Raw genomic sequence first — 17743 nt, 5'->3', positions numbered from 1 at the left:
CGCGGCCGCCAAGCCGCCCGTTACGCGACGGCCTTCACCGCCTGCTGAGCACCAAAAAACGTCGCCTGCGCCGCTTCGTCCGCGCGCGCATACGCGCGGTTGATGCCGCTGATCACCGCGCGAATCGACGCGGTCGTCAGGTTCGCATCGATGCCGACGCCGAACGCGCTGCCGCGCACGCCCGTGCCGGACAGTTCCGCGATCGCGATCGCCTTCGCATCCGCGCCCTGCGACAACGCGCGCTCCTCGTAGTGCTGGATCCGCAGCGGCGTACGCAACGCGTGCATCAGCGCGTCGAGCGGGCCATTGCCTTCACCGCGCAGCATGCGGCGCTCGCCGTGCACATCCGCGGTCAGCACGATCGTCTCGCGGCCGTCGCGCTCGGTCAGCTCATGGCCGACATATCGCAGCAGCGCGTCGCCTTCCACGTATTCCTGCTGGAACAGCGACCAGATCTGCGCGCTCGTCACTTCGAGCCCGCTGTCGTCGGTCAGGCGCTGCACGGCCGCGCTGAAGTCGACCTGCAGGCGGCGCGGCAGCACGACGCCATAACTCTGCTCGAGCAGGAACGCGATACCGCCCTTGCCCGACTGGCTGTTCACGCGAATGATCGAGTCGTACGTGCGGCCGACATCGCTCGGATCGATCGGCAGGTACGGCATTTCCCACACGGCATCGGGGCGCTGCACCGCGAAGCCCTTCTTGATCGCATCCTGGTGCGAGCCGGAGAACGCGGTGAACACCAGGTCGCCGACATACGGATGGCGCGGATGGATCGGCAACTGCGTGCATTCCTCGGCCATGCGCGCGACTTCGTTGATCTGCGAGAAATCGAGGCCCGGATCGACGCCCTGCGAATAGAGGTTCAGCGCGAGCGTGACGAGGTCGACGTTACCGGTGCGCTCGCCGTTGCCGAACAGGCAGCCCTCGATCCGGTCGGCGCCCGCCATCACCGCGAGCTCGGCCGCGGCGACCGCCGTGCCGCGGTCGTTGTGCGGATGCACGGACACGATCAGCGCATCGCGACGCGCGAGGTTGCGGTGCATCCATTCGATCTGGTCCGCGTAGAAGTTCGGCGTGCCGACTTCCACGGTGGCCGGCAGGTTCACGATCGCCTTGTGCTCCGGCGTCGGCTGCCACACGTCGAACACGGCGTCGCAGACTTCCTTCGCGAAATCGAGCTCGGTTGCCGTGAAGGTTTCGGGGCTGTATTGCAGCGTGAAATGCGTGTCGGACGCGGCATCGGCGAAGCGCTTGATCGTGCGCGCGGCGTTCACCGCGAGCGCCTTCACGCCATCGCGGTCGAGGCCGAACACGATCTTGCGGAATTCCGGCGCGGTCGCGTTGTACAGGTGCACGATCGCGCGCTTCGCGCCGCGCAGCGAGTCGAAGGTGCGCTCGATCAGGTCGTCGCGCGCCTGCGTGAGCACCTCGATCGTCACGTCGTCGGGAATGTGGCCGCCTTCGATCAGTTCGCGCACGAAGTTGAAGTCGGTCTCCGACGCCGACGGGAACGCGACCTCGATCTCCTTGAAGCCGATCGCGACCAGCATCTTGAACATCCGCATCTTGCGCGCCGCGTCCATCGGCTCGAACAGCGACTGGTTGCCGTCGCGCAAGTCGGTGCTCATCCAGATCGGCGCTTGCGTGATCGTACGCGTCGGCCACGTGCGGTTCGGCAGGTTGACGGGCGTGAACGGTCGGTACTTCGTCGCGGGGTTCTTCAGCATCATGATGTTCGGTCCTCGGTCGGTTTGTCGGGAAACCGCCGCGCGCTGGCCATCAGTCGTGAGGGCTGGCGGCGCGCGGCGATGAAAACGGGAGAAAACGGCACAACGGCAAAGCGGTACGGCGAACGACAGCCTTGGCGGTTGAGCGACCGGGACGGAGCGGAACGATTCGAAAGAAGGACGAACTCAGGCGCCGGTCGACAACCGGGGCCAGGTCGGTGATGCGGGGGAAATCTGGCGCTTCAGGAAAGAAGCAGATGGAAAGCGCGCAGCCGCAGACCCAGCCCGGAGAAACGGGCTAGTAGTCGTAGCGAGAAGAGGGGCTGGGCAGCTTGCATGGCCGAAATCAAATCACAGGGGGACGGGGGCTGTCAACTGGCCGCGCGCGCATGGCGTTGCATCTGATCGCTCAGAATCAGTCCAGTCCGATAGGCGGCGCGGCGCCGCGTCGATATGCTTCATGGGTGCGGCGCCGGTGAGGTCCCTGTTCACGTTCGGAGTGAGTTGGTCAACGTACTTCGCCGGTTGCCGCACCCCCTTCCCTGTCGCGATCGGGTTTCGGTGCGGGCGTTCGGTGGTGGCCGGTGGGCGCGGCCACGACTGAGATGCTGATGTTGAAACCAACGCTGCCATATGCGAACGCCGAGCGCCCGCGCCCAAGCCCGATTGCTCCCATCTCCCGGCCCGCCCCGCCTGTACCGTCGCGCATCATTCAGAAAATCGACACACCCGCCGATATAATTTCCTGAATATATCGAAACACCACCCATTAAATACATTTCACTCAATCGATTAATCTTGATTTTCGATTGACTGAACAATAGCCATTCCCCGGCGAATATTTTCTTATTTATTTTTCGGCATGCTCGGTACGTCGCATTTCAAACGGCAAACGTTTGCGCGACACGGCTTGAAGCCTTACCCATCATTCCTCAGGAGGAAAGCATGGCCGATTTTCAAACGTCATCCAATCGCGCCGGCGAGTTTTCGATTCCGCCGAATACCGATTTCCGCGCGATTTTCTTCGCAAATGCCGCCGAACAGCAGCACATCAAGCTGTTCATCGGCGACAGCAAGGAACCCGCCGCTTATTACAAGCTGACCACGCGCGACGGCACGCGTGAAGCGACGCTGAATTCCGGCAACGGCAAGATCCGCTTCGAAGTGTCGGTGAACGGCAAGCCGTCGGCCACCGATGCGCGCCTCGCGCCGATCACCGGCAAGAAATCGGACGGCTCGCCGTACACGGTCAATTTCGGGATCGTCGTGTCGGAAGACGGCCACGACAGCGACTACAACGACGGTATCGTCGTGCTCCAGTGGCCGATCGGCTGACCTGACACGCGCGTGACGACCGACCACCGCCGGCCGCCAGCGCGGCCGACCGGCGGTGACGCGCCGCGTTCAGCAGCCCCCTTTTTGCGTCTGAACCCGACCTAACAACGGAGACATCCATGCCCCTCCTTTCGGCTTCGATCATCAGTGCACCGGTGGCGACATCGGAAACCTACGTCGACATCCCGGGCCTGTACATCGACATCGCCAAGGCAGAGATTCGAAACGGAAAACTGCAGGTCATCCTCAACGTGCCGACGCCGTACGCGACCGGCAACAACTTCCCCGGCATCTATTTCGCGATCGCGACCAACAAGGGCGTCGTCGCGGACGGCTGCTTCACGTATTCGTCGAAGGTGCCCGAAGCCACCGGGCGCATGCCGTTCACGCTCGTCGCGACGATCGACGTCGGCACCGGCGTCACGTTCGTGAAGGGCCAGTGGAAAAGCGTGCGCGGCAGCGCGATGCATATCGACTCGTACGCGAGCCTGTCCGCGATCGGGGACACGGCCGCGCAATCGTCGTCGACCGGCAGCGGAAGCGGCGAAACCGGAGCGGGCGGCAACCCGGGCGGCACGGGTAGCGGCACGATCGGCGGCGGCGGCGAGCGCGACGGCACGTTCAACCTGCCGCCGAACGTCAAGTTCGGCGTCACCGCGCTCACCAACGCGGCGAACGACCAGACGATCGACATCTACGTCGACGACAACCCGAAACCGGTCGCCACGTTCAAGGGCGCCGGCGTGCAGAACCAGAACCTCGGCACCAAGGTGCTCGATTCCGGCAAGGGACGCGTGCGCGTGATCGTGATGGCGAACGGCAAGCCGTCGCGGCTCGGCTCGCGGCAGGTCGATCTCTTCAAGAAGACGTACTTCGGGATCGTCGGCTCGGAAGACGGCACCGACGACGACTACAACGACGGCATCGTGTTCCTGAACTGGCCGCTGGGTTAAGCAGCGTCACGCAGCGCCCCTCGCCACGCCGCCCGGCGTGGCGATTCATTTCAACGCGCGCGCCCGTCCCCTCTGCCACGCGCGACAGCCCTGACGCCTTCAGTTCGGCCGCATGTAACGATCGAAATTGTTGATGTATTCGTCAAGGTGAAGTTCCAGTGCCTTCCTGTATTCATCGCAGAAATACTGGACCGTTTCGTCCCGCGTCGCGGCCATGTCCGCACCGGACTCATGGCCGGATGCGCTGAGCCATGCGTTGAATCGTGCGGTCGCATACATCATCGATGCGCTGACTTTGCCACGACTCGGCGCTTTTTGAAGCTGCTCGTTCGATAGCTCGATGTGCTCGTCTGCACGAGCATAGAAATTTTCGTCGACTTCCATGGCTTATGCGCTGCGCGTGAAGTAAGAGTCCTTGTCCCGTATTTCAGGGGGCTGCGCCCGTCGCGATTCCGATCTTCGCGAAACGCTTCGGGGTCAACGTGTCCGAACCGGGGCGCGATCGTCGGCACGAAAGGCCGCTCGAACGACGATTGCGACGAAGGCATCGTGTTCCCGAACCGGCCACCGAGTCAAGATCGGCATCCTGCCTTCCGCCGCCACGCCGCCCGGCGTGGCGATCCGCAAGAACGATCAAATGCCCTCGCCGCCGATACCATATAGTCCGCCCGACACCCTCATTGGCTCATCATGAATCCGGTAGGACAAGCGCTCTGGTTTATCGAAACCGAACTGGACAGGGAACTGACACTGGACAGGATTTCCGCGAATTGCGACATGACGCGCTTCGGCTTCTCGCGCCTGTTCTCGATGAACACCCGCTGGCCGGTGATGCGCTACGTCCGGTCGAGACGACTGACGCGTGCGGCCCGCACGTTGGCGCAAGGCGCGCCGGACATCCTGCATGTGGCGCTCGATGCCGGCTATGGCTCCCATGAGGCGTTCACACGCGCCTTCCGCGATCACTTCGGCATGACGCCCGAAGACGTGCGGGCACGGCGCACGCTCGACGGCTTGTCTCTTGTGGAACCGCTTCGCATGAAAGAACTGAAGATCATCGACGTCGAACCGTCACGCTTCGAAACCGCCGGCAAGCGGCTGATCGCCGGCATGAGCGACCGCTACACCTTCGAAACCAACGAAGGCATTCCGGCGCTGTGGCAGGCGTTCATCCCATACATCGGTACCATTCCCGGCCAGGTCGACTGCGTGACCTACGGCGTGTGCTGCAACCCGGATGCGGATGGCAGCTTCGAATACATCGCAGGCGTGGAGGTCACGAGCCGCGACCGACTGACCGCCCCCTTGCGCTGCGTCGAACTCGAACCGCAGCGGTATGCGGTCTTCGAACACGGCGGGCATGTTTCCACGCTGCACCAGACGTTCTACAGCATCTGGAACGGCTGGCTGCCGACGTCGGGGTTCAACGCGGTCGACGCACCCGAGTTCGAGCGCTACAGCGCGGACTACGACCCGGTGACGGGCGCCGGAGTGCTCGAAATCTGGTTGCCTGTCGAACCTGCGGCGTAAGCGGCCCGCCTCGATTGGACGCGACGGGGCTCGTCGCGGCCGGTCGATCCCTGTACCACAGCGGCGAGCAAGCAGGAACGCAGGGCGGTTGACATTACCGAGTTTCAGGCCAACCTTGATTCGATGAAGAAGATGATGTGAAGCATCCGGCAAATTTGACGCCATTCGGCGATCGATTGGCCACGCAATGGATGCGCGTCAATCCGGCCATGTTGCTTCGCACGATGACCGGCAATTCGGCATTGCATGCGCGCACATCGACGCGCGCATGCAACGATGCCGACCGTCAACCGTCAACCGGCCCGCGATCCGGCAGGCTTCGACATCGCCACCGGTTGCGACCACGCAGCCGACGCCAGGCGCGTGCGCGCATCGAGCACCACGCGGTTGAACGCCACACGCCGTTCACCCCTCAGCTTCGCCGTCTTGCCCGCCTGCACCAGCGCGACCGGGTCGACGAGCCGATCATGCCGCCGGACCTCGAAGTGCAGATGCGGCCCCGTGGCCGTACCCGTGCTGCCGACCGCGCCGACACGCTGGCCGCGCGCGACCCGCGCGCCGGTGCGCAGCGACGGCTCGAATGCCGAAAGGTGCGCGTAGTACGACGCATAGCCGCCGTCATGGCGGATCACCACGTACTTGCCGTAGCCGCGTGGCTCGGTGCCGATGAACGTCACGACGCCGCGCTCCGACGCATGAACCGCGCGCCCGGCCGGCGCCGCGAGATCGACGCCGGAATGCACGTGACGCGCGCCGGTCACCGGATGCACGCGCGCACCGAAATGCGAGCTGATGCGGTTTGCGCTGACCGGCATCGCAAACCGCGCGCCGGCGAGCGGCACGCCGTCGAGGTCGTAATAGGCGCCCGGCGAACGGGCATCGGGCGCAAACCATACGCCCGCGATGTGCTGGCCGCGCAAGCGAAGCTCGAGCGCCGTCACGCGCACGCCGCCCGGCAGTGTCGCGTGGCTGTCCGGTTCGTATGCAACGCGGAAGGTGTCGCCAAGCGCACCGCGCTGTTTCAGGTCGACGCGGCCGGCGAGCATGCGGGTGATCTGCGCGGCAACGCCGGCCGGCAGATCGGCGCGCGCCAGCGACGCCTGCAGGCTGCCGACGATCGCGCCGCCACGCGCGCCGCGATCGGCTTCCGCGAGCACGAACGGCTCGGCCGCGGCCAGATCGACGGGACGCCGCTCGAACGCAGCCTGCTCGCCCGTCACGGGCAACGCCGACGCAAGACCGTAGTCGAACCTCGATGCGTACGCGCGTTCGACCGCCCCGCGCGCCGCGTCGCACAGCACGCGGTAAGCCACGCATGCACCGAAGCGCGCCACCGGGTCGTCGCGTTCGCCGGCCGTCGGCACGGTCAACGCATGAGACCCGTAGGCAACGTCGAGCGGCGCGGCCGTCGATGCATGCAAACCGCCCCACGTCGTGCGCGCGGCATTGAAAAAGGGCACGTCGACAAGGTCGGCCATCACGGGCGAAAACGGCGCGTCGTCGTGCGACGCGTGCGCCACTGCGCCCGGTGCGCCGGCCACACAGGCCGCCGCGATGACGCCGCGCAGCAGCGTGCGGCGCATCGGGACACCGCGAACGCCGCGCTGTGCGGGTTGACCTTGCTCGCGTGCGAGACGGAAACGCAGGTCTAACCGCATGACGTCGTCACTCGCTGTCTATCAGTGAAAAATCGGGAAAGAGCCGGGTATCGCGGAGGAACGATCGGTGCGACCCGGCAACGTAAAACCGAGTGTATCGGCGTGATCGACGCAGCTGAATAGGACTAGTCGCATTTGAACGCACAGCCGCTTAGTACTAAATCGAAATCGCGATTTCGCGGCACGGTGACCCGGCTACACGGCATTCGACCCCACCTATTCACGCGAACCATTGTGCGCCGTGTACGGTCGAACGCTGCCGGCGCGTCAGCCGCAAGCCTGCCCGACCACGGCGGGCACGCGACGCATCGCGCACTGTGTCTTCAAACCGGAATCCCGTCATGTTGCTCGATCACCTGCACCCGGAACGCTGGACGTTCCTGTGGAACGCGCTGTCCACCCTCTCCATCAAGCTATGCGCCGGCCTGGCGCTGCTCGTCGCCGGCTGGTGGCTGTCGAAACGCATCGGCAACTGGCTGAACCGTCTGCTCTCCAACAAGGAACGCGTCGACGACACGCTGCGGCCGATCCTCTGCGACGTCGCCGTCTGGGGCATCCGCATCGTCGCGATCGTCGGCGCGCTGTCGCAGCTCGGCATCGAAACCGCGAGCATCGTCGCGGTGCTCGGCGCGGCCGGCCTCGCGATCGGGCTCGCGCTGCAGGGCACGATGCAGAACATCGCGGCCGGCATCATGCTTCTGCTGCTGCGGCCATTCAAGGTCGGCGACTATATCGACGGCGGCACGGGCGTCGCGGGCACCGTCGACGAGGTCGGGCTGTTCATGACGCGGCTGACGAAGCCGGACGGCATCTGCGAATACGTGCCGAACAGCGCGTTGTGGGGCAGCTCGATCCGCAACTACACGCGCAACCCGACCCGCCGCCTCGATCTCGAAGTGGAAGTGTCGGTGCATGACGATATCGATCGTGCGCTCGACGCGCTGCGCGCGCTGGCCGCGGCCGATCCCGACGTGCTGCAGGATCCCGCGCCGGACGTGATGGTGATGCGCTTCGACGACAGCACGGTCGTCGCGAACATCCGTGTGTGGACGCATACCGACAACTTCTGGGCGATGCGCTGGCGCATCGCGCGCCAGGTGCGCAAGACGCTCGCCGACGCGCATTGCGCGCTGCCGATCCGCACGCGCGAGCTGCACGTCGTGCACGACACGGAGCGTCGCGCCGACCGCGCACAAACGCGCGCGCTCTAAACGGCGAAGGCCGCGAAGCCCGGCATCTTCTCGAGCGCGATGCAGGTCGTCGCGGCCGATCTCGATCGCGTACGCGGAATTCGTCGAGCGCGTGCTGCGCAAGCAGGCCGGTGGTTCGTCGATTCAGTCGAGCCTCGCGTTGCGCGAGGTAAAGTTCTCGTCACGCGTGCCGGTGCCAGGCGACTGAACGGCGCGACGAACGTGCAAGCCGCCCCCGACTCTCCGAAACTCATCCCATGGAGCGCTACTTTATGACGCGATTCCTCCCTTCCGTGTCGCTGGCCGCCACGCTGGCCTGCGCGCTGGCACTGAGCGCCTGTGCCGCGCAATCCACGCCGCCGGCTCCATCGCCGGCGCCGGCCGCACCGCCGATGGTCGGCAGCGATCGCGATGCGCACGGCTGCATCCCGTCGGCCGGCTATTCGTGGTGCGAAACAACGCAGCGATGCGAGCGCCCGTGGGAACTCGCCAAGCAAAAGGGCTTCGCGAATTCGGCGCAAGCATACGACCAGTTCTGCCGGAACGGCGCCGCGCAGTAAAGTGACGTGACGTCACGCGATCGTGTCGCGGCGCACCGCCGCGACACGACGCGACGCCCCCCCGAAATTCCCTCCCGATCCCGCTCGATCACCCCCCTCTTTCCCGCTTCCCGCGACCGTCGTTCCGGAAACCCGGACACGCAAAAAACCCCACAAAAACAACGGTATTTTTCGTTTGTGACACAGCAAACGAGTTCGGTTACATTACGCGCCCCTTGCCACCCCGCTCCCGCAAAACGCGTCGCGCGCGGCCTCTTTCCACGCAGCCTGAAGCGCCTTCCGCCCAGGCTTGCCGCAAGGGCCCGGGCGCGTTGTGCGCCACTGTGACGCAGGCGCTTGCCTGCCCGCAGGAAGCCGATCCGAAGGTGTCCTTCCGACGGCTTCGCGTGCGCAAATGCAACGGCGGGCCGCGTCGATCCGGAATTCCGGATTCGCGATCCGGATCTCCGGATACGCGATTCGCCGCGATCGACACACGCGCCGGGCGGCTTGGCAAACCGATGCATCCAAGTTGAAAAAGGGATCTGCTGTGATCAAAACGTTACGGGTAATACTGTCGGCGCTCGCGCTGTGCGTCGCCGCGTCGTCCGCGCATGCCGCCGATACGAAGAAGGTCGACGTCCTGCTGGTGGGCGGCGGCATCATGAGCTCGACGCTCGGCGTCTGGCTGCACGAGCTTCAACCTGACTGGTCGATGACGATGGTCGAGCGCCTCGACGGCGTCGCGCTGGAAAGCTCGAACGGCTGGAACAACGCCGGCACCGGCCACTCTGCGCTCGCCGAACTCAACTACACGCCGGAAAAGGCGGACGGCAAGATCGACATTTCGAAGGCCGTCGAGATCAACGAGTCGTTCCAGATCTCGCGCCAGTTCTGGGCGTGGCAGGTCAAGCAGGGCGTGCTGAAGAACCCGCACTCGTTCATCAACTCGACGCCGCACATGAGCTTCGTGTGGGGTGACGACAACGTCCGCTTCCTGAAGAAGCGCTACGAAGCGCTGCAGGCCAGCCCGCTGTTCCGCGGGATGCAGTATTCGGAAGACTACGACCAGATCAAGCAGTGGGTGCCGCTGATGATGGAGGGCCGCGACCGCAACCAGAAGGTCGCGGCAACGTGGACGCCGATCGGCACCGACGTGAACTTCGGCGAGATCACGCGCCAGTTCGTCGGCTACCTGAAGACGCAGCCGAACTTCACGCTGTCGCTGTCGAGCGAAGTGCGCGAGATCAAGCGCAATGCCGACGGCACGTGGCACGTGACGTGGGTCAAGCTGCACTCGGATGAACCGGCGCAATCGGTCGACGCGAAGTTCGTGTTCATCGGCGCGGGCGGCGGCGCGCTGCACCTGCTGCAGGCGTCGGGCATCCCCGAGGCGCAGGACTACGGCGCGTTCCCGGTCGGCGGCTCGTTCCTCGTGACCGACAACCCCGACGTCGTGAAGCAGCATCTCGCGAAGGCATACGGCAAGGCATCGGTCGGCTCGCCGCCGATGTCGGTGCCGCACCTCGACACGCGGATCATCGACGGCAAGAAGATCATCCTGTTCGGGCCATTCGCGACCTTCTCGACCAAGTTCCTGAAGAACGGTTCGTACTTCGACCTGCTCAAGAGCACCAACACGCACAACGTCGCACCGATGATGCGCGTGGGCGTGGACGAATTCCCGCTGGTCCAGTACCTCGCCGGCCAGCTGATGCTGTCCGACGACGACCGCTTCAACGCGCTGAAGGAATACTTCCCGAACGCGAAGAAGGAAGACTGGCGCCTGTGGCAGGCCGGCCAGCGCGTGCAGATCATCAAGCGCGACCCGGTGAAGGGCGGCGTGCTGAAGCTCGGCACCGAGATCGTCGCGTCGCAGGACGGCAGCATCGCAGGCCTGCTCGGCGCATCGCCGGGCGCGTCGACGGCCGCGCCGATCATGCTGAACCTGATGAAGAAGGTGTTCAAGGACAAGGTCGCGACGCCCGAGTGGCAGCAGAAGATCCGCCAGATCGTGCCGAGCTACGGCACGAAGCTGAACGACAGCCCGGCGAAGGTCGTCGAGGAATGGACGTACACCAGCGACGTGCTGCAGCTCTCGCCGCCGCCGAAGATCGACGTCAACGTCCCGTCGCAGGCGACCGGCGCCGCGCCGGCCCGCCCGGCGAAGGCGGCGACCGACATGGCGCTGTAACGCGCAAGACCGCCGCGCGGCGCCGTTGCGCCGCACGACATGGCCGCCCTCCGGGGCGGCCATTTTTCATGGCACGCGCCGGAGGCACGGGCGGCGTCGCCCGCTTCCGCTAGAATTGCGGCACGCGCGACCCTGTCGCCGCCCGATCCATCATCCGCATCGACGCGATCCAAGCGACGCCCGGTGCGGCCCGCGCCCGAGCCGCGCGAGCGCCGCCCGCCGTTGCCGCGCCCGCCCGGGCGCGCCATCAACCGAATTCAGCTGGAGAAAGACCGTGTTTACCTGCCGAAACCAGAGCTGCGGCACGCAGTGGGAGCAGTCCGAGGTCGTCATCAAGGACGAAGGCCAGGGGCTGCTGTTCCGCTGCCCGCTATGCGGCGCGCGCAACTACCTCGAACGCTTCGAGGGCGACGACGGCACCGTCGTCTACGAACAGATGGAAGGCAAGCCTTACCTCGGAGACCTCGAATGACCCAGCCGACCGCCACGCCGTTCAGCGCGCTGCCGTTGACGCCCGCCACGCTCGCCAACCTCGCGCAGCTCGGCTATGTCGACATGACGCCGATCCAGGCCGCGAGCCTTCCGGTCGCGCTGGCCGGCCAGGACCTGATCGCACAGGCGAAGACGGGCAGCGGCAAGACCGCCGCGTTCTCGCTCGCGCTGCTGGCGCGCCTCGATGCGCGCCGCTTCGACGTGCAGGCGATGATCCTGTGCCCGACGCGCGAACTCGCCGACCAGGTCGCGCAGGAAGTGCGCCGCCTCGCGCGCGCCGAAGAGAACGTGAAGGTGCTGACGCTGTGCGGCGGCACGCCGATGCGCCCGCAGGCGCAAAGCCTCGAGCACGGCGCGCATATCGTCGTCGGCACGCCGGGCCGCATCATGGATCACCTCGATCGCGGCAACCTGAAGCTCGACGCGCTGAACACGCTGGTGCTCGACGAAGCCGACCGGATGCTGGACATGGGCTTCTTCGACGACATCGCTAAGGTCGCACGGATGTGCCCGACCACGCGCCAGACGCTGCTGTTCTCCGCGACCTATCCGGACGGCATCGCGAAGCTGAGCCAGCAGTTCCTGCGCAACCCGAAGGAAGTGAAGCTCGAAGAGCGCCACGACAACAGCAAGATCCGCCAGCGCTTCTATGAAGTGACGGAAAACGAGCGGCTGCATGCGGTGGGCCAGTTGCTGAACCACTACCGGCCGGTGAGCACGATCGCGTTCTGCAACACGAAGCAGCAGTGCCGCGACCTGCTCGACGTGCTGCACGCGCAGGGCTTCCACGCGCTCGCGCTGCACGGCGAGCTCGACCAGCGCGAACGCGACCAGGTGTTGATCCAGTTCGCGAACCGCAGCTGCTCGGTGCTGGTGGCAACCGACGTCGCCGCGCGCGGGCTCGACATCGCGCAGCTCGAAGCGGTGATCAACGTCGACGTGACGCCCGACCCCGAAGTGCACGTGCACCGCATCGGCCGCACGGGCCGCGCCGATCAGGACGGCTGGGCGCTGAGCCTCGCGAGCATGGACGAGATGGGCCGCGTGGGTGCGATCGAGCAGGCGCAGAAGCGCGACGTCGAATGGCATCCGCTCGCGGAACTGAAGCCGGCCGACGACGGCGTGCTGACGCCGCCGATGGAAACGCTGCAGATCCTCGGCGGGCGCAAGGACAAGATCCGCCCGGGCGACGTGCTCGGCGCGCTGACCGGCGACGCCGGGTTCGACGGCAAGCAGATCGGCAAGATCAATGTGACCGAGTTCTCGACCTATGTCGCCATCGAGCGTGGCGTGGCGCGCGACGCGCTGCGCAAGCTCAATGCAGGGAAGATCAAGGGCAAGCGGGTCAAGGTCCGGTTGATGGACGAAGAGTGATGCCGGCGCGCGCCGTGACAGCCACGCGGCGCGCACGCTCAGCGACCATGCGTACCACCCGCTTCGCCAGCACATCATCGACGGGCACGACCCGCCCGGTGCGACGCTGCACGTCGCGCATCTGAAGAACGTATGCGGCGTCGGCGCGGGCACGCTGCCCGCGGCGCTCAGGCCAGCGCGGGATAACCGTACGCTGCCGCCTGCTGCTCGAACCGCGCAATCGTGTCGTAATCGGCTGGCGACAACCGTTCGAATCCCTTCAGCCGCAGCACGCGCGCCCGTTCCGCATCGGCCGACACCGCGCGGTCGAGCGCATCCTGCAACGCGGCGGCCTGTGTGTCCGCCAGCGCCCGCGATGCGATGAACGGCAACCCCGGTGCGGATGCCGTCATCCCGATGATCCGGATGTCCGCCAGCAATCCGGGCAGCGCGTCGCGCACGTACGCGAACGTCACGCAGTCGATCGCCGCACAATCGGCCTGCGCCGAAGCCAGCGCACGCAGCACGTTCAGATGCGAGCCGAGCACGGCAACCGATCCGAAGAATCGTCCGTCGCGCGCATGCGGCGCGACCGCATGCCGGAGCGCGTTCATCCCGCTGTGCGAATCTCGGCCGTTGAAGGCGGCCCGCAGCCCCCGGCAAGCGGCGAGCGTCGTCGCGCCGCCCGCATGCGCGCGCGCCGACACGGCCAGCACGCTGCTGTAGTGCGCGCCGTGGCAACCGTACGCATCGAACACGGGGGTCGCGATCAGTCGCACGACATCGCGCAAGCCCAGCATCCGGTACGGATAGCCGCAGGTCTGCGACAGCAGCAGATCATCGCGCCGCCAAAGCGCATGCAAGTCGTCGAAGGGTTCATCGGGACGCGCCACTTCGGCGGGCCCGCCGCCCGCGCTTGCGAACGCATCGAGTGCATCGCGCAGCAGCGCGCGCCACAGCGCGTCGTGGCGCGGCGTCACGTTGTACATCGGCAGGGCGGCGATCCATGGGCTCATGCGGGCATTCTACGCATTGCCGCTCGCGCAGCGGAATCCGGTTCGATCCCGGCAAAACGGGGGCCGAACGGGGCGCCGCGCGCCCGAAGCTTATCGGCCGCGCGACGATAAGCAAATGCGAATCGATTGGTTGGCCGCGCGGCGCGATCCCGGTACCGTTGTGATGCCTGCCCGCGCTTCGCCACCGCGCATGATCCCGGACAGGCCGACCGTGATCCGCGAGACACCTGCGCACCCGGGCCGAGCGCACCGGTTCAACCGCTCGTTCTCCGCACTGCCGTTCAATCCCGCCTCAACGCCATGGCCGAATACTTCGACGTCGACCACGCGCGTGCGATCGCCGCGCTCGACACCCGCTTCACCGCCCGCACCGAGTGGCCGACCTGGCTGCTGGTCGTCGCGATCTACGGCGGCTGGCTCGCCGTGCTGCTGCTCGTACGCGACGGAACCCTGACGCTCGCGGCCGCGACACCGCCGCTGATCCTGCTCGGCGCGTGGCACCTGTCGCTGCAACACGAGCTGCTGCACGGCCATCCGACGCGCTCCGCGCGTGTGAACAAGCTGCTCGGCTATCCGCCGCTGACGGTCTGGTATCCGTACACGCTGTATCGCGACACGCATCTCGACCATCATCGCGACGAGGACCTGACGGTGCCGGGCGTCGATCCCGAAACGAACTACGTCACACGCGAACGCTGGGCGCAGCTGCCGCGCTGGCGGCGCGTGCTGACGGTCGCCCGCAAGACGTTCATCGGACGATGCGTCGCCGGGCCGCCGCTGAGCATCGCCGCGATGTGCGTCGACGCATTCGCCGCGTTCCGCCGCGGCGACTTCCGCTATCTGCCGATGTGGGCGACGCACATCGCCTGCGTGGTTGCGCTGCTCGCGTGGCTGCAATGGGCGATCGGCGTGCCGTGGTGGTATTACCTGCTCGCGGTCACGTGGCCCGCGTTGTCGATTGCGATGATCCGCTCGCTGTACGAGCACCGCGCCGCGCCGCATCCGAAGGCGCGCATCGCGATCAATGAAGCCGGCTTCGCGATGCGGCTGCTGTACCTGAACAACAACTATCACCTCGTCCATCACGACCTGCCGAAGCTGCCGTGGTATGACCTGCCGCGCGCATACCGGATGCGCCGCGACGCGTATGCGCAGAAATGCGGCGGCTTCGTGATTCGCGGCGGCTATCGTGAGCTGCTCGCGCGCCATGCGTGGACGCCGACCGATACGCCCGTGCACCCGTTCGATCAGGGCACGGCGTCGTTGTCGACGGGGAGCGGGATCAAGGTGGCAGTGGTCGACAAGGTGTTGCAGATCAGTACGTGACGGGCGGCGAAGGCGCCGATTCGTCCGCCCGCCGCACCTTCCTTACGAAACGCCGACAACATCACTCCCGTCCGCGCATTGCCAATTGCGTCGGCAATGCCCAGAATGACGGCTCGTCCGGGGCTTCCAACCATCATTCGCCCCGGCTCTGTCCCGGCCGCGCGCCGCACGCCCCCACGACGATGCAACTGAACACCCCGCCCGGCGCAATCCGCGCGATCGGCAACGACTGGTCCGTCTCCGCGATTACCGCAGGCTTTCTCGCAGTACTAATTTCGTATGCGGGCCCGCTCGCGATCTTCTTCCAGGCCGCGCAGGCGGCGCATGCGTCGAACGCGATGGTGTCGTCGTGGGTCTGGGCGATCTCGATCGGCGCGGGCATCTCGGGCCTGTTCGCGAGCTGGAAGCTGAAGGTGCCGGTCATCACCGCGTGGTCGGCACCCGGCACCGCGCTGCTCGTCGGCCTGTTTCCGCAACTGACGCTCAACCAGGCCGTCGGCGCGTACATCACGGCCGCGCTGATCATCCTGCTGATCGGCGTCACCGGCTATTTCGACCGGCTCGTGCGCCACATTCCGCGCGGCATCGCGTGCGGAATGATGGCCGGCATCCTGCTGCCGTTCGGCACGCATGCGTTCGCTGCGGCGTCGGAGCAGCCCGCGCTCGCGTTCGGGATGATCGCGGCCTACGTGATCTTCAAGCGCGCGCTGCCGCGCTACAGCATCGTACTGGTGCTGCTGACGGGCGCCGCGCTGGCGACGTTGCTCGGGATGACGCATCTCGGCAACGTGTCGGCGAGCATCGCGCACCCGATCTTCATCGCGCCCGAATGGACGCTCGGCACGACGCTCAGCCTCGCTCTGCCGCTCGTCGTCGTCAGCCTCACCGGCCAGTTCCTGCCGGGCATGACGATCCTGCGCGTGTCCGGCTATCACACGCCCGCGCGACCGATCATCACGGCGACCAGCGTGATGTCGCTCGTGGTCGCGTGCTTCGGCGGGATCACGATCGTCGTCGCGGCGATCACGGCCGCGCTCTGCACCGGCAAGGACGCGCACGAAGATCCGCACCGGCGCTACATCGCCGGGCTCGCGAACGGGGCAATCTACCTGATCGGCGGGCTTTTCGCGGGCACGATCGTCGCGGTGTTCTTCGCGCTGCCGAAGGCGTTCGTCGCGATCCTCGCGGGGCTCGCGCTGATCGGCGCGATCGGCGCGAACGTGCACGGAATCTTCGAGGACGAGAATCACCGCGAGGCGTCGCTGATCACGTTCCTCGCGACCGCGTCGGGCATGACGTGGCTCGGGCTCGGCTCCGCGTTCTGGGGGATCGTGATCGGGTCGCTTTCGTATGCGGTACTGAACAAGGTGCGGCGACAGGCGTGATGCACGTGGTGCGCATCGCGCGCCGCCGCTTCGGTCACCGCGCGTGCTGGCGCACCAGCTGCGCGAGCGCATCGGTCAGCGTGGTCGTGCCGTAAAGCCGCTCCGACACGCCCGCCTCGACGTCGATTTGCCCGGCGTTGTGCACGTCGTAGAGATCGACGATCAACTGCGCATGGCGCTCGCTGAGGCCCGCACGCAGCAGCGTCGCGGCCCAGGTGTCGCGCGGCAGTTCATGCGCGACGATGGTCCGGCCGGCCGCCGCGCCGAGCGTGTCGGCGATCGCCGTCACGCTTACCCTTCGCGGCCCTTCGACACTGACGATGCGCGGCCCGTTGCCGCCTTCGGGCGCATCGAGCAGCAGCCGCGCCGCGATCACCCCCACATCGGGCGCCCAGACTGTCGGGAACACCTTGCCGACCGGATGGTGAAAGCTCGGCAGCGCGCCGGTGCCGAGCGCGACCGGCAGGATGCGCGTCCAGTTCTGCAGATGCTCGGCCGAACGCAGCAGCGTCACGTGCGTCGGGATCGTCCGCAGCCGCTCCTCGAAGTGATGAAACAGGCGGGTGATGCCCGTATTGCCGTCGCGTTCCGCGCCGTAGTCCGACAGCGCGAGCAGCACCGGCGGCGGATTGGCCGCGAGCGCGGCGGTCGCGACATCGATCGTCCGCGTCATCGTCACGGCCGGATCGGGGTCGGCGACGGGCACCGGGCACAGTATCTGCACGGCCTGTGCGCCGTCGATTGCCGACGCGATCGCGTTCGCGTCCGTCAGCTCGGCCATCACGACGTCGCAGCCGAGCTGCGCGAAACGTTCACGATGGCGTGGGTCGCGCAACACCGCGCGCACGGGATGACCGGCCTTGCGCAAGGCGGTCACGGTCGACTGGCCGACGTTGCCGGATGCACCGAAGATCACGAACACGATTCGCTCCTGGGGGAGATGATGGTGAGGTGATTGTCGGGTCGGACAGAGGGAACGGCGCGCAAGGAGGGATGAATACAGCAGGAAAAGATGGCGGATTCGGTGGCAGCTGCCATGCGG

The 17743-nt window shown here is 66.4% G+C and carries 15 protein-coding genes and 1 pseudogene; 11 read left to right on the top strand and 5 right to left on the bottom strand.

Features of this window, described 5'->3' with window-relative positions; genetic code table 11:
- Positions 1 to 20: 20 nt before the first annotated feature.
- Complete coding sequence (gene leuA, locus HWX39_RS02475) at positions 21 to 1730, bottom strand: 2-isopropylmalate synthase (RefSeq protein ID WP_175966050.1); 1710 nt, start codon at positions 1728 to 1730, stop codon at positions 21 to 23.
- 945 nt (positions 1731 to 2675) lie between these two features.
- Here leuA and HWX39_RS02470 point away from each other — a divergent pair.
- The gene (locus HWX39_RS02470; protein ID WP_175965404.1) at positions 2676 to 3065 is read left to right on the top strand and encodes a fucose-binding lectin II; all 390 of its coding nucleotides are present in this window, start codon (positions 2676 to 2678) and stop codon (positions 3063 to 3065) included.
- Positions 3066 to 3184: 119 nt separating this feature from the next.
- A complete protein-coding gene (locus HWX39_RS02465; RefSeq protein ID WP_175965403.1) occupies positions 3185 to 4018 on the top strand; it encodes a fucose-binding lectin II in 834 nt (277 codons plus the stop codon).
- A 99-nt stretch (positions 4019 to 4117) separates the two neighbouring features.
- On the opposite strand, the gene HWX39_RS02460 is transcribed toward HWX39_RS02465, so the two are convergent.
- Positions 4118 to 4402 (bottom strand): DUF3144 domain-containing protein, encoded by a 285-nt coding sequence (locus HWX39_RS02460; protein WP_175965402.1) that lies wholly within the window; start codon positions 4400 to 4402, stop codon positions 4118 to 4120.
- A gap of 306 nt (positions 4403 to 4708) precedes the next feature.
- Here HWX39_RS02460 and HWX39_RS02455 point away from each other — a divergent pair, with 306 nt between their 5' ends.
- Positions 4709 to 5548, top strand: a complete 840-nt coding sequence (locus HWX39_RS02455; protein ID WP_175965401.1) for an AraC family transcriptional regulator — start codon at positions 4709 to 4711, stop codon at positions 5546 to 5548.
- Positions 5549 to 5841: 293 nt separating this feature from the next.
- Here the strand turns inward: HWX39_RS02455 and HWX39_RS02450 are convergent, their stop codons facing one another.
- Positions 5842 to 7206 carry a M23 family metallopeptidase gene (locus tag HWX39_RS02450; RefSeq protein WP_175965400.1) on the bottom strand — a complete coding sequence of 455 codons (1365 nt, stop codon included), beginning with the start codon at positions 7204 to 7206 and terminating at the stop codon, positions 5842 to 5844.
- A gap of 341 nt (positions 7207 to 7547) precedes the next feature.
- On the opposite strand from HWX39_RS02450, the gene HWX39_RS02445 reads away from it, so the two are divergent.
- From HWX39_RS02445 to dbpA, 6 genes and pseudogenes are all read left to right on the top strand, one after another.
- Positions 7548 to 8417: a mechanosensitive ion channel family protein gene (locus HWX39_RS02445; protein ID WP_175965399.1), complete on the top strand. Its 870-nt coding sequence runs from the start codon at positions 7548 to 7550 to the stop codon at positions 8415 to 8417.
- Positions 8418 to 8456: 39 nt separating this feature from the next.
- A pseudogene (locus HWX39_RS36740) lies at positions 8457 to 8604 on the top strand (Lrp/AsnC family transcriptional regulator); the annotation flags it as partial.
- A 64-nt stretch (positions 8605 to 8668) separates the two neighbouring features.
- Entirely contained in the window at positions 8669 to 8956 is a 288-nt protein-coding gene (locus HWX39_RS02440; RefSeq protein WP_175965398.1) for a hypothetical protein, read from the top strand.
- A 511-nt stretch (positions 8957 to 9467) separates the two neighbouring features.
- Entirely contained in the window at positions 9468 to 11129 is a 1662-nt protein-coding gene (mqo, locus tag HWX39_RS02435; protein ID WP_175965397.1) for a malate dehydrogenase (quinone), read from the top strand.
- Between the two features lie 274 nt (positions 11130 to 11403).
- Positions 11404 to 11601: a hypothetical protein gene (locus tag HWX39_RS02430; RefSeq protein WP_175965396.1), complete on the top strand. Its 198-nt coding sequence runs from the start codon at positions 11404 to 11406 to the stop codon at positions 11599 to 11601.
- Positions 11598 to 12995, top strand: coding sequence for an ATP-dependent RNA helicase DbpA (dbpA, locus tag HWX39_RS02425; protein WP_060358332.1), 1398 nt, complete (start codon positions 11598 to 11600; stop codon positions 12993 to 12995). The genes HWX39_RS02430 and dbpA overlap by 4 nt, the downstream gene beginning before the upstream one ends.
- A gap of 167 nt (positions 12996 to 13162) precedes the next feature.
- Here dbpA and HWX39_RS02415 read toward each other — a convergent pair whose 3' ends face one another.
- Complete coding sequence (locus tag HWX39_RS02415) at positions 13163 to 13990, bottom strand: PhnD/SsuA/transferrin family substrate-binding protein (protein ID WP_175965395.1); 828 nt, start codon at positions 13988 to 13990, stop codon at positions 13163 to 13165.
- A 300-nt stretch (positions 13991 to 14290) separates the two neighbouring features.
- Between HWX39_RS02415 and HWX39_RS02410 the strand changes: the two genes are divergently transcribed.
- Together HWX39_RS02410 and HWX39_RS02405 are read left to right on the top strand one after the other, a co-directional pair.
- Complete coding sequence (locus tag HWX39_RS02410; RefSeq protein WP_175965394.1) at positions 14291 to 15316, top strand: fatty acid desaturase; 1026 nt, start codon at positions 14291 to 14293, stop codon at positions 15314 to 15316.
- Positions 15317 to 15498: 182 nt separating this feature from the next.
- Positions 15499 to 16701 (top strand): benzoate/H(+) symporter BenE family transporter, encoded by a 1203-nt coding sequence (locus tag HWX39_RS02405; protein WP_175965393.1) that lies wholly within the window; start codon positions 15499 to 15501, stop codon positions 16699 to 16701.
- Between the two features lie 34 nt (positions 16702 to 16735).
- Here HWX39_RS02405 and HWX39_RS02400 read toward each other — a convergent pair whose 3' ends face one another.
- Positions 16736 to 17623 (bottom strand): NAD(P)H-binding protein, encoded by an 888-nt coding sequence (locus tag HWX39_RS02400; protein ID WP_175965392.1) that lies wholly within the window; start codon positions 17621 to 17623, stop codon positions 16736 to 16738.
- Positions 17624 to 17743 lie beyond the last annotated feature (120 nt).

It is taken from the genome of Burkholderia sp. BCC0322 (genome assembly GCF_902833045.1).
Taxonomy (GTDB): domain Bacteria; phylum Pseudomonadota; class Gammaproteobacteria; order Burkholderiales; family Burkholderiaceae; genus Burkholderia.
The sequence above is the reverse complement of the archived record's forward strand: the minus strand, read 5'-3'. Positions and strand labels throughout refer to the sequence as shown.

What these genes read in the sequence shown, in the direction of transcription:
- HWX39_RS02460 (WP_175965402.1), bottom strand. Translation starts at nt 4,402, where the DNA reads ATGGAAGTCGACGAAAATTTCTATGCTCGTGCAGACGAGCACATCGAG.
- HWX39_RS02410 (WP_175965394.1), top strand. Translation starts at nt 14,291, where the DNA reads ATGGCCGAATACTTCGACGTCGACCACGCGCGTGCGATCGCCGCGCTC.
- HWX39_RS02455 (WP_175965401.1), top strand. Translation starts at nt 4,709, where the DNA reads ATGAATCCGGTAGGACAAGCGCTCTGGTTTATCGAAACCGAACTGGAC.
- HWX39_RS02405 (WP_175965393.1), top strand. Translation starts at nt 15,499, where the DNA reads ATGCAACTGAACACCCCGCCCGGCGCAATCCGCGCGATCGGCAACGAC.
- HWX39_RS02465 (WP_175965403.1), top strand. Translation starts at nt 3,185, where the DNA reads ATGCCCCTCCTTTCGGCTTCGATCATCAGTGCACCGGTGGCGACATCG.
- HWX39_RS02445 (WP_175965399.1), top strand. Translation starts at nt 7,548, where the DNA reads ATGTTGCTCGATCACCTGCACCCGGAACGCTGGACGTTCCTGTGGAAC.
- HWX39_RS02440 (WP_175965398.1), top strand. Translation starts at nt 8,669, where the DNA reads ATGACGCGATTCCTCCCTTCCGTGTCGCTGGCCGCCACGCTGGCCTGC.
- HWX39_RS02470 (WP_175965404.1), top strand. Translation starts at nt 2,676, where the DNA reads ATGGCCGATTTTCAAACGTCATCCAATCGCGCCGGCGAGTTTTCGATT.
- leuA (WP_175966050.1), bottom strand. Translation starts at nt 1,730, where the DNA reads ATGCTGAAGAACCCCGCGACGAAGTACCGACCGTTCACGCCCGTCAAC.
- HWX39_RS02450 (WP_175965400.1), bottom strand. Translation starts at nt 7,206, where the DNA reads ATGCGGTTAGACCTGCGTTTCCGTCTCGCACGCGAGCAAGGTCAACCC.
- HWX39_RS02415 (WP_175965395.1), bottom strand. Translation starts at nt 13,990, where the DNA reads ATGAGCCCATGGATCGCCGCCCTGCCGATGTACAACGTGACGCCGCGC.
- dbpA (WP_060358332.1), top strand. Translation starts at nt 11,598, where the DNA reads ATGACCCAGCCGACCGCCACGCCGTTCAGCGCGCTGCCGTTGACGCCC.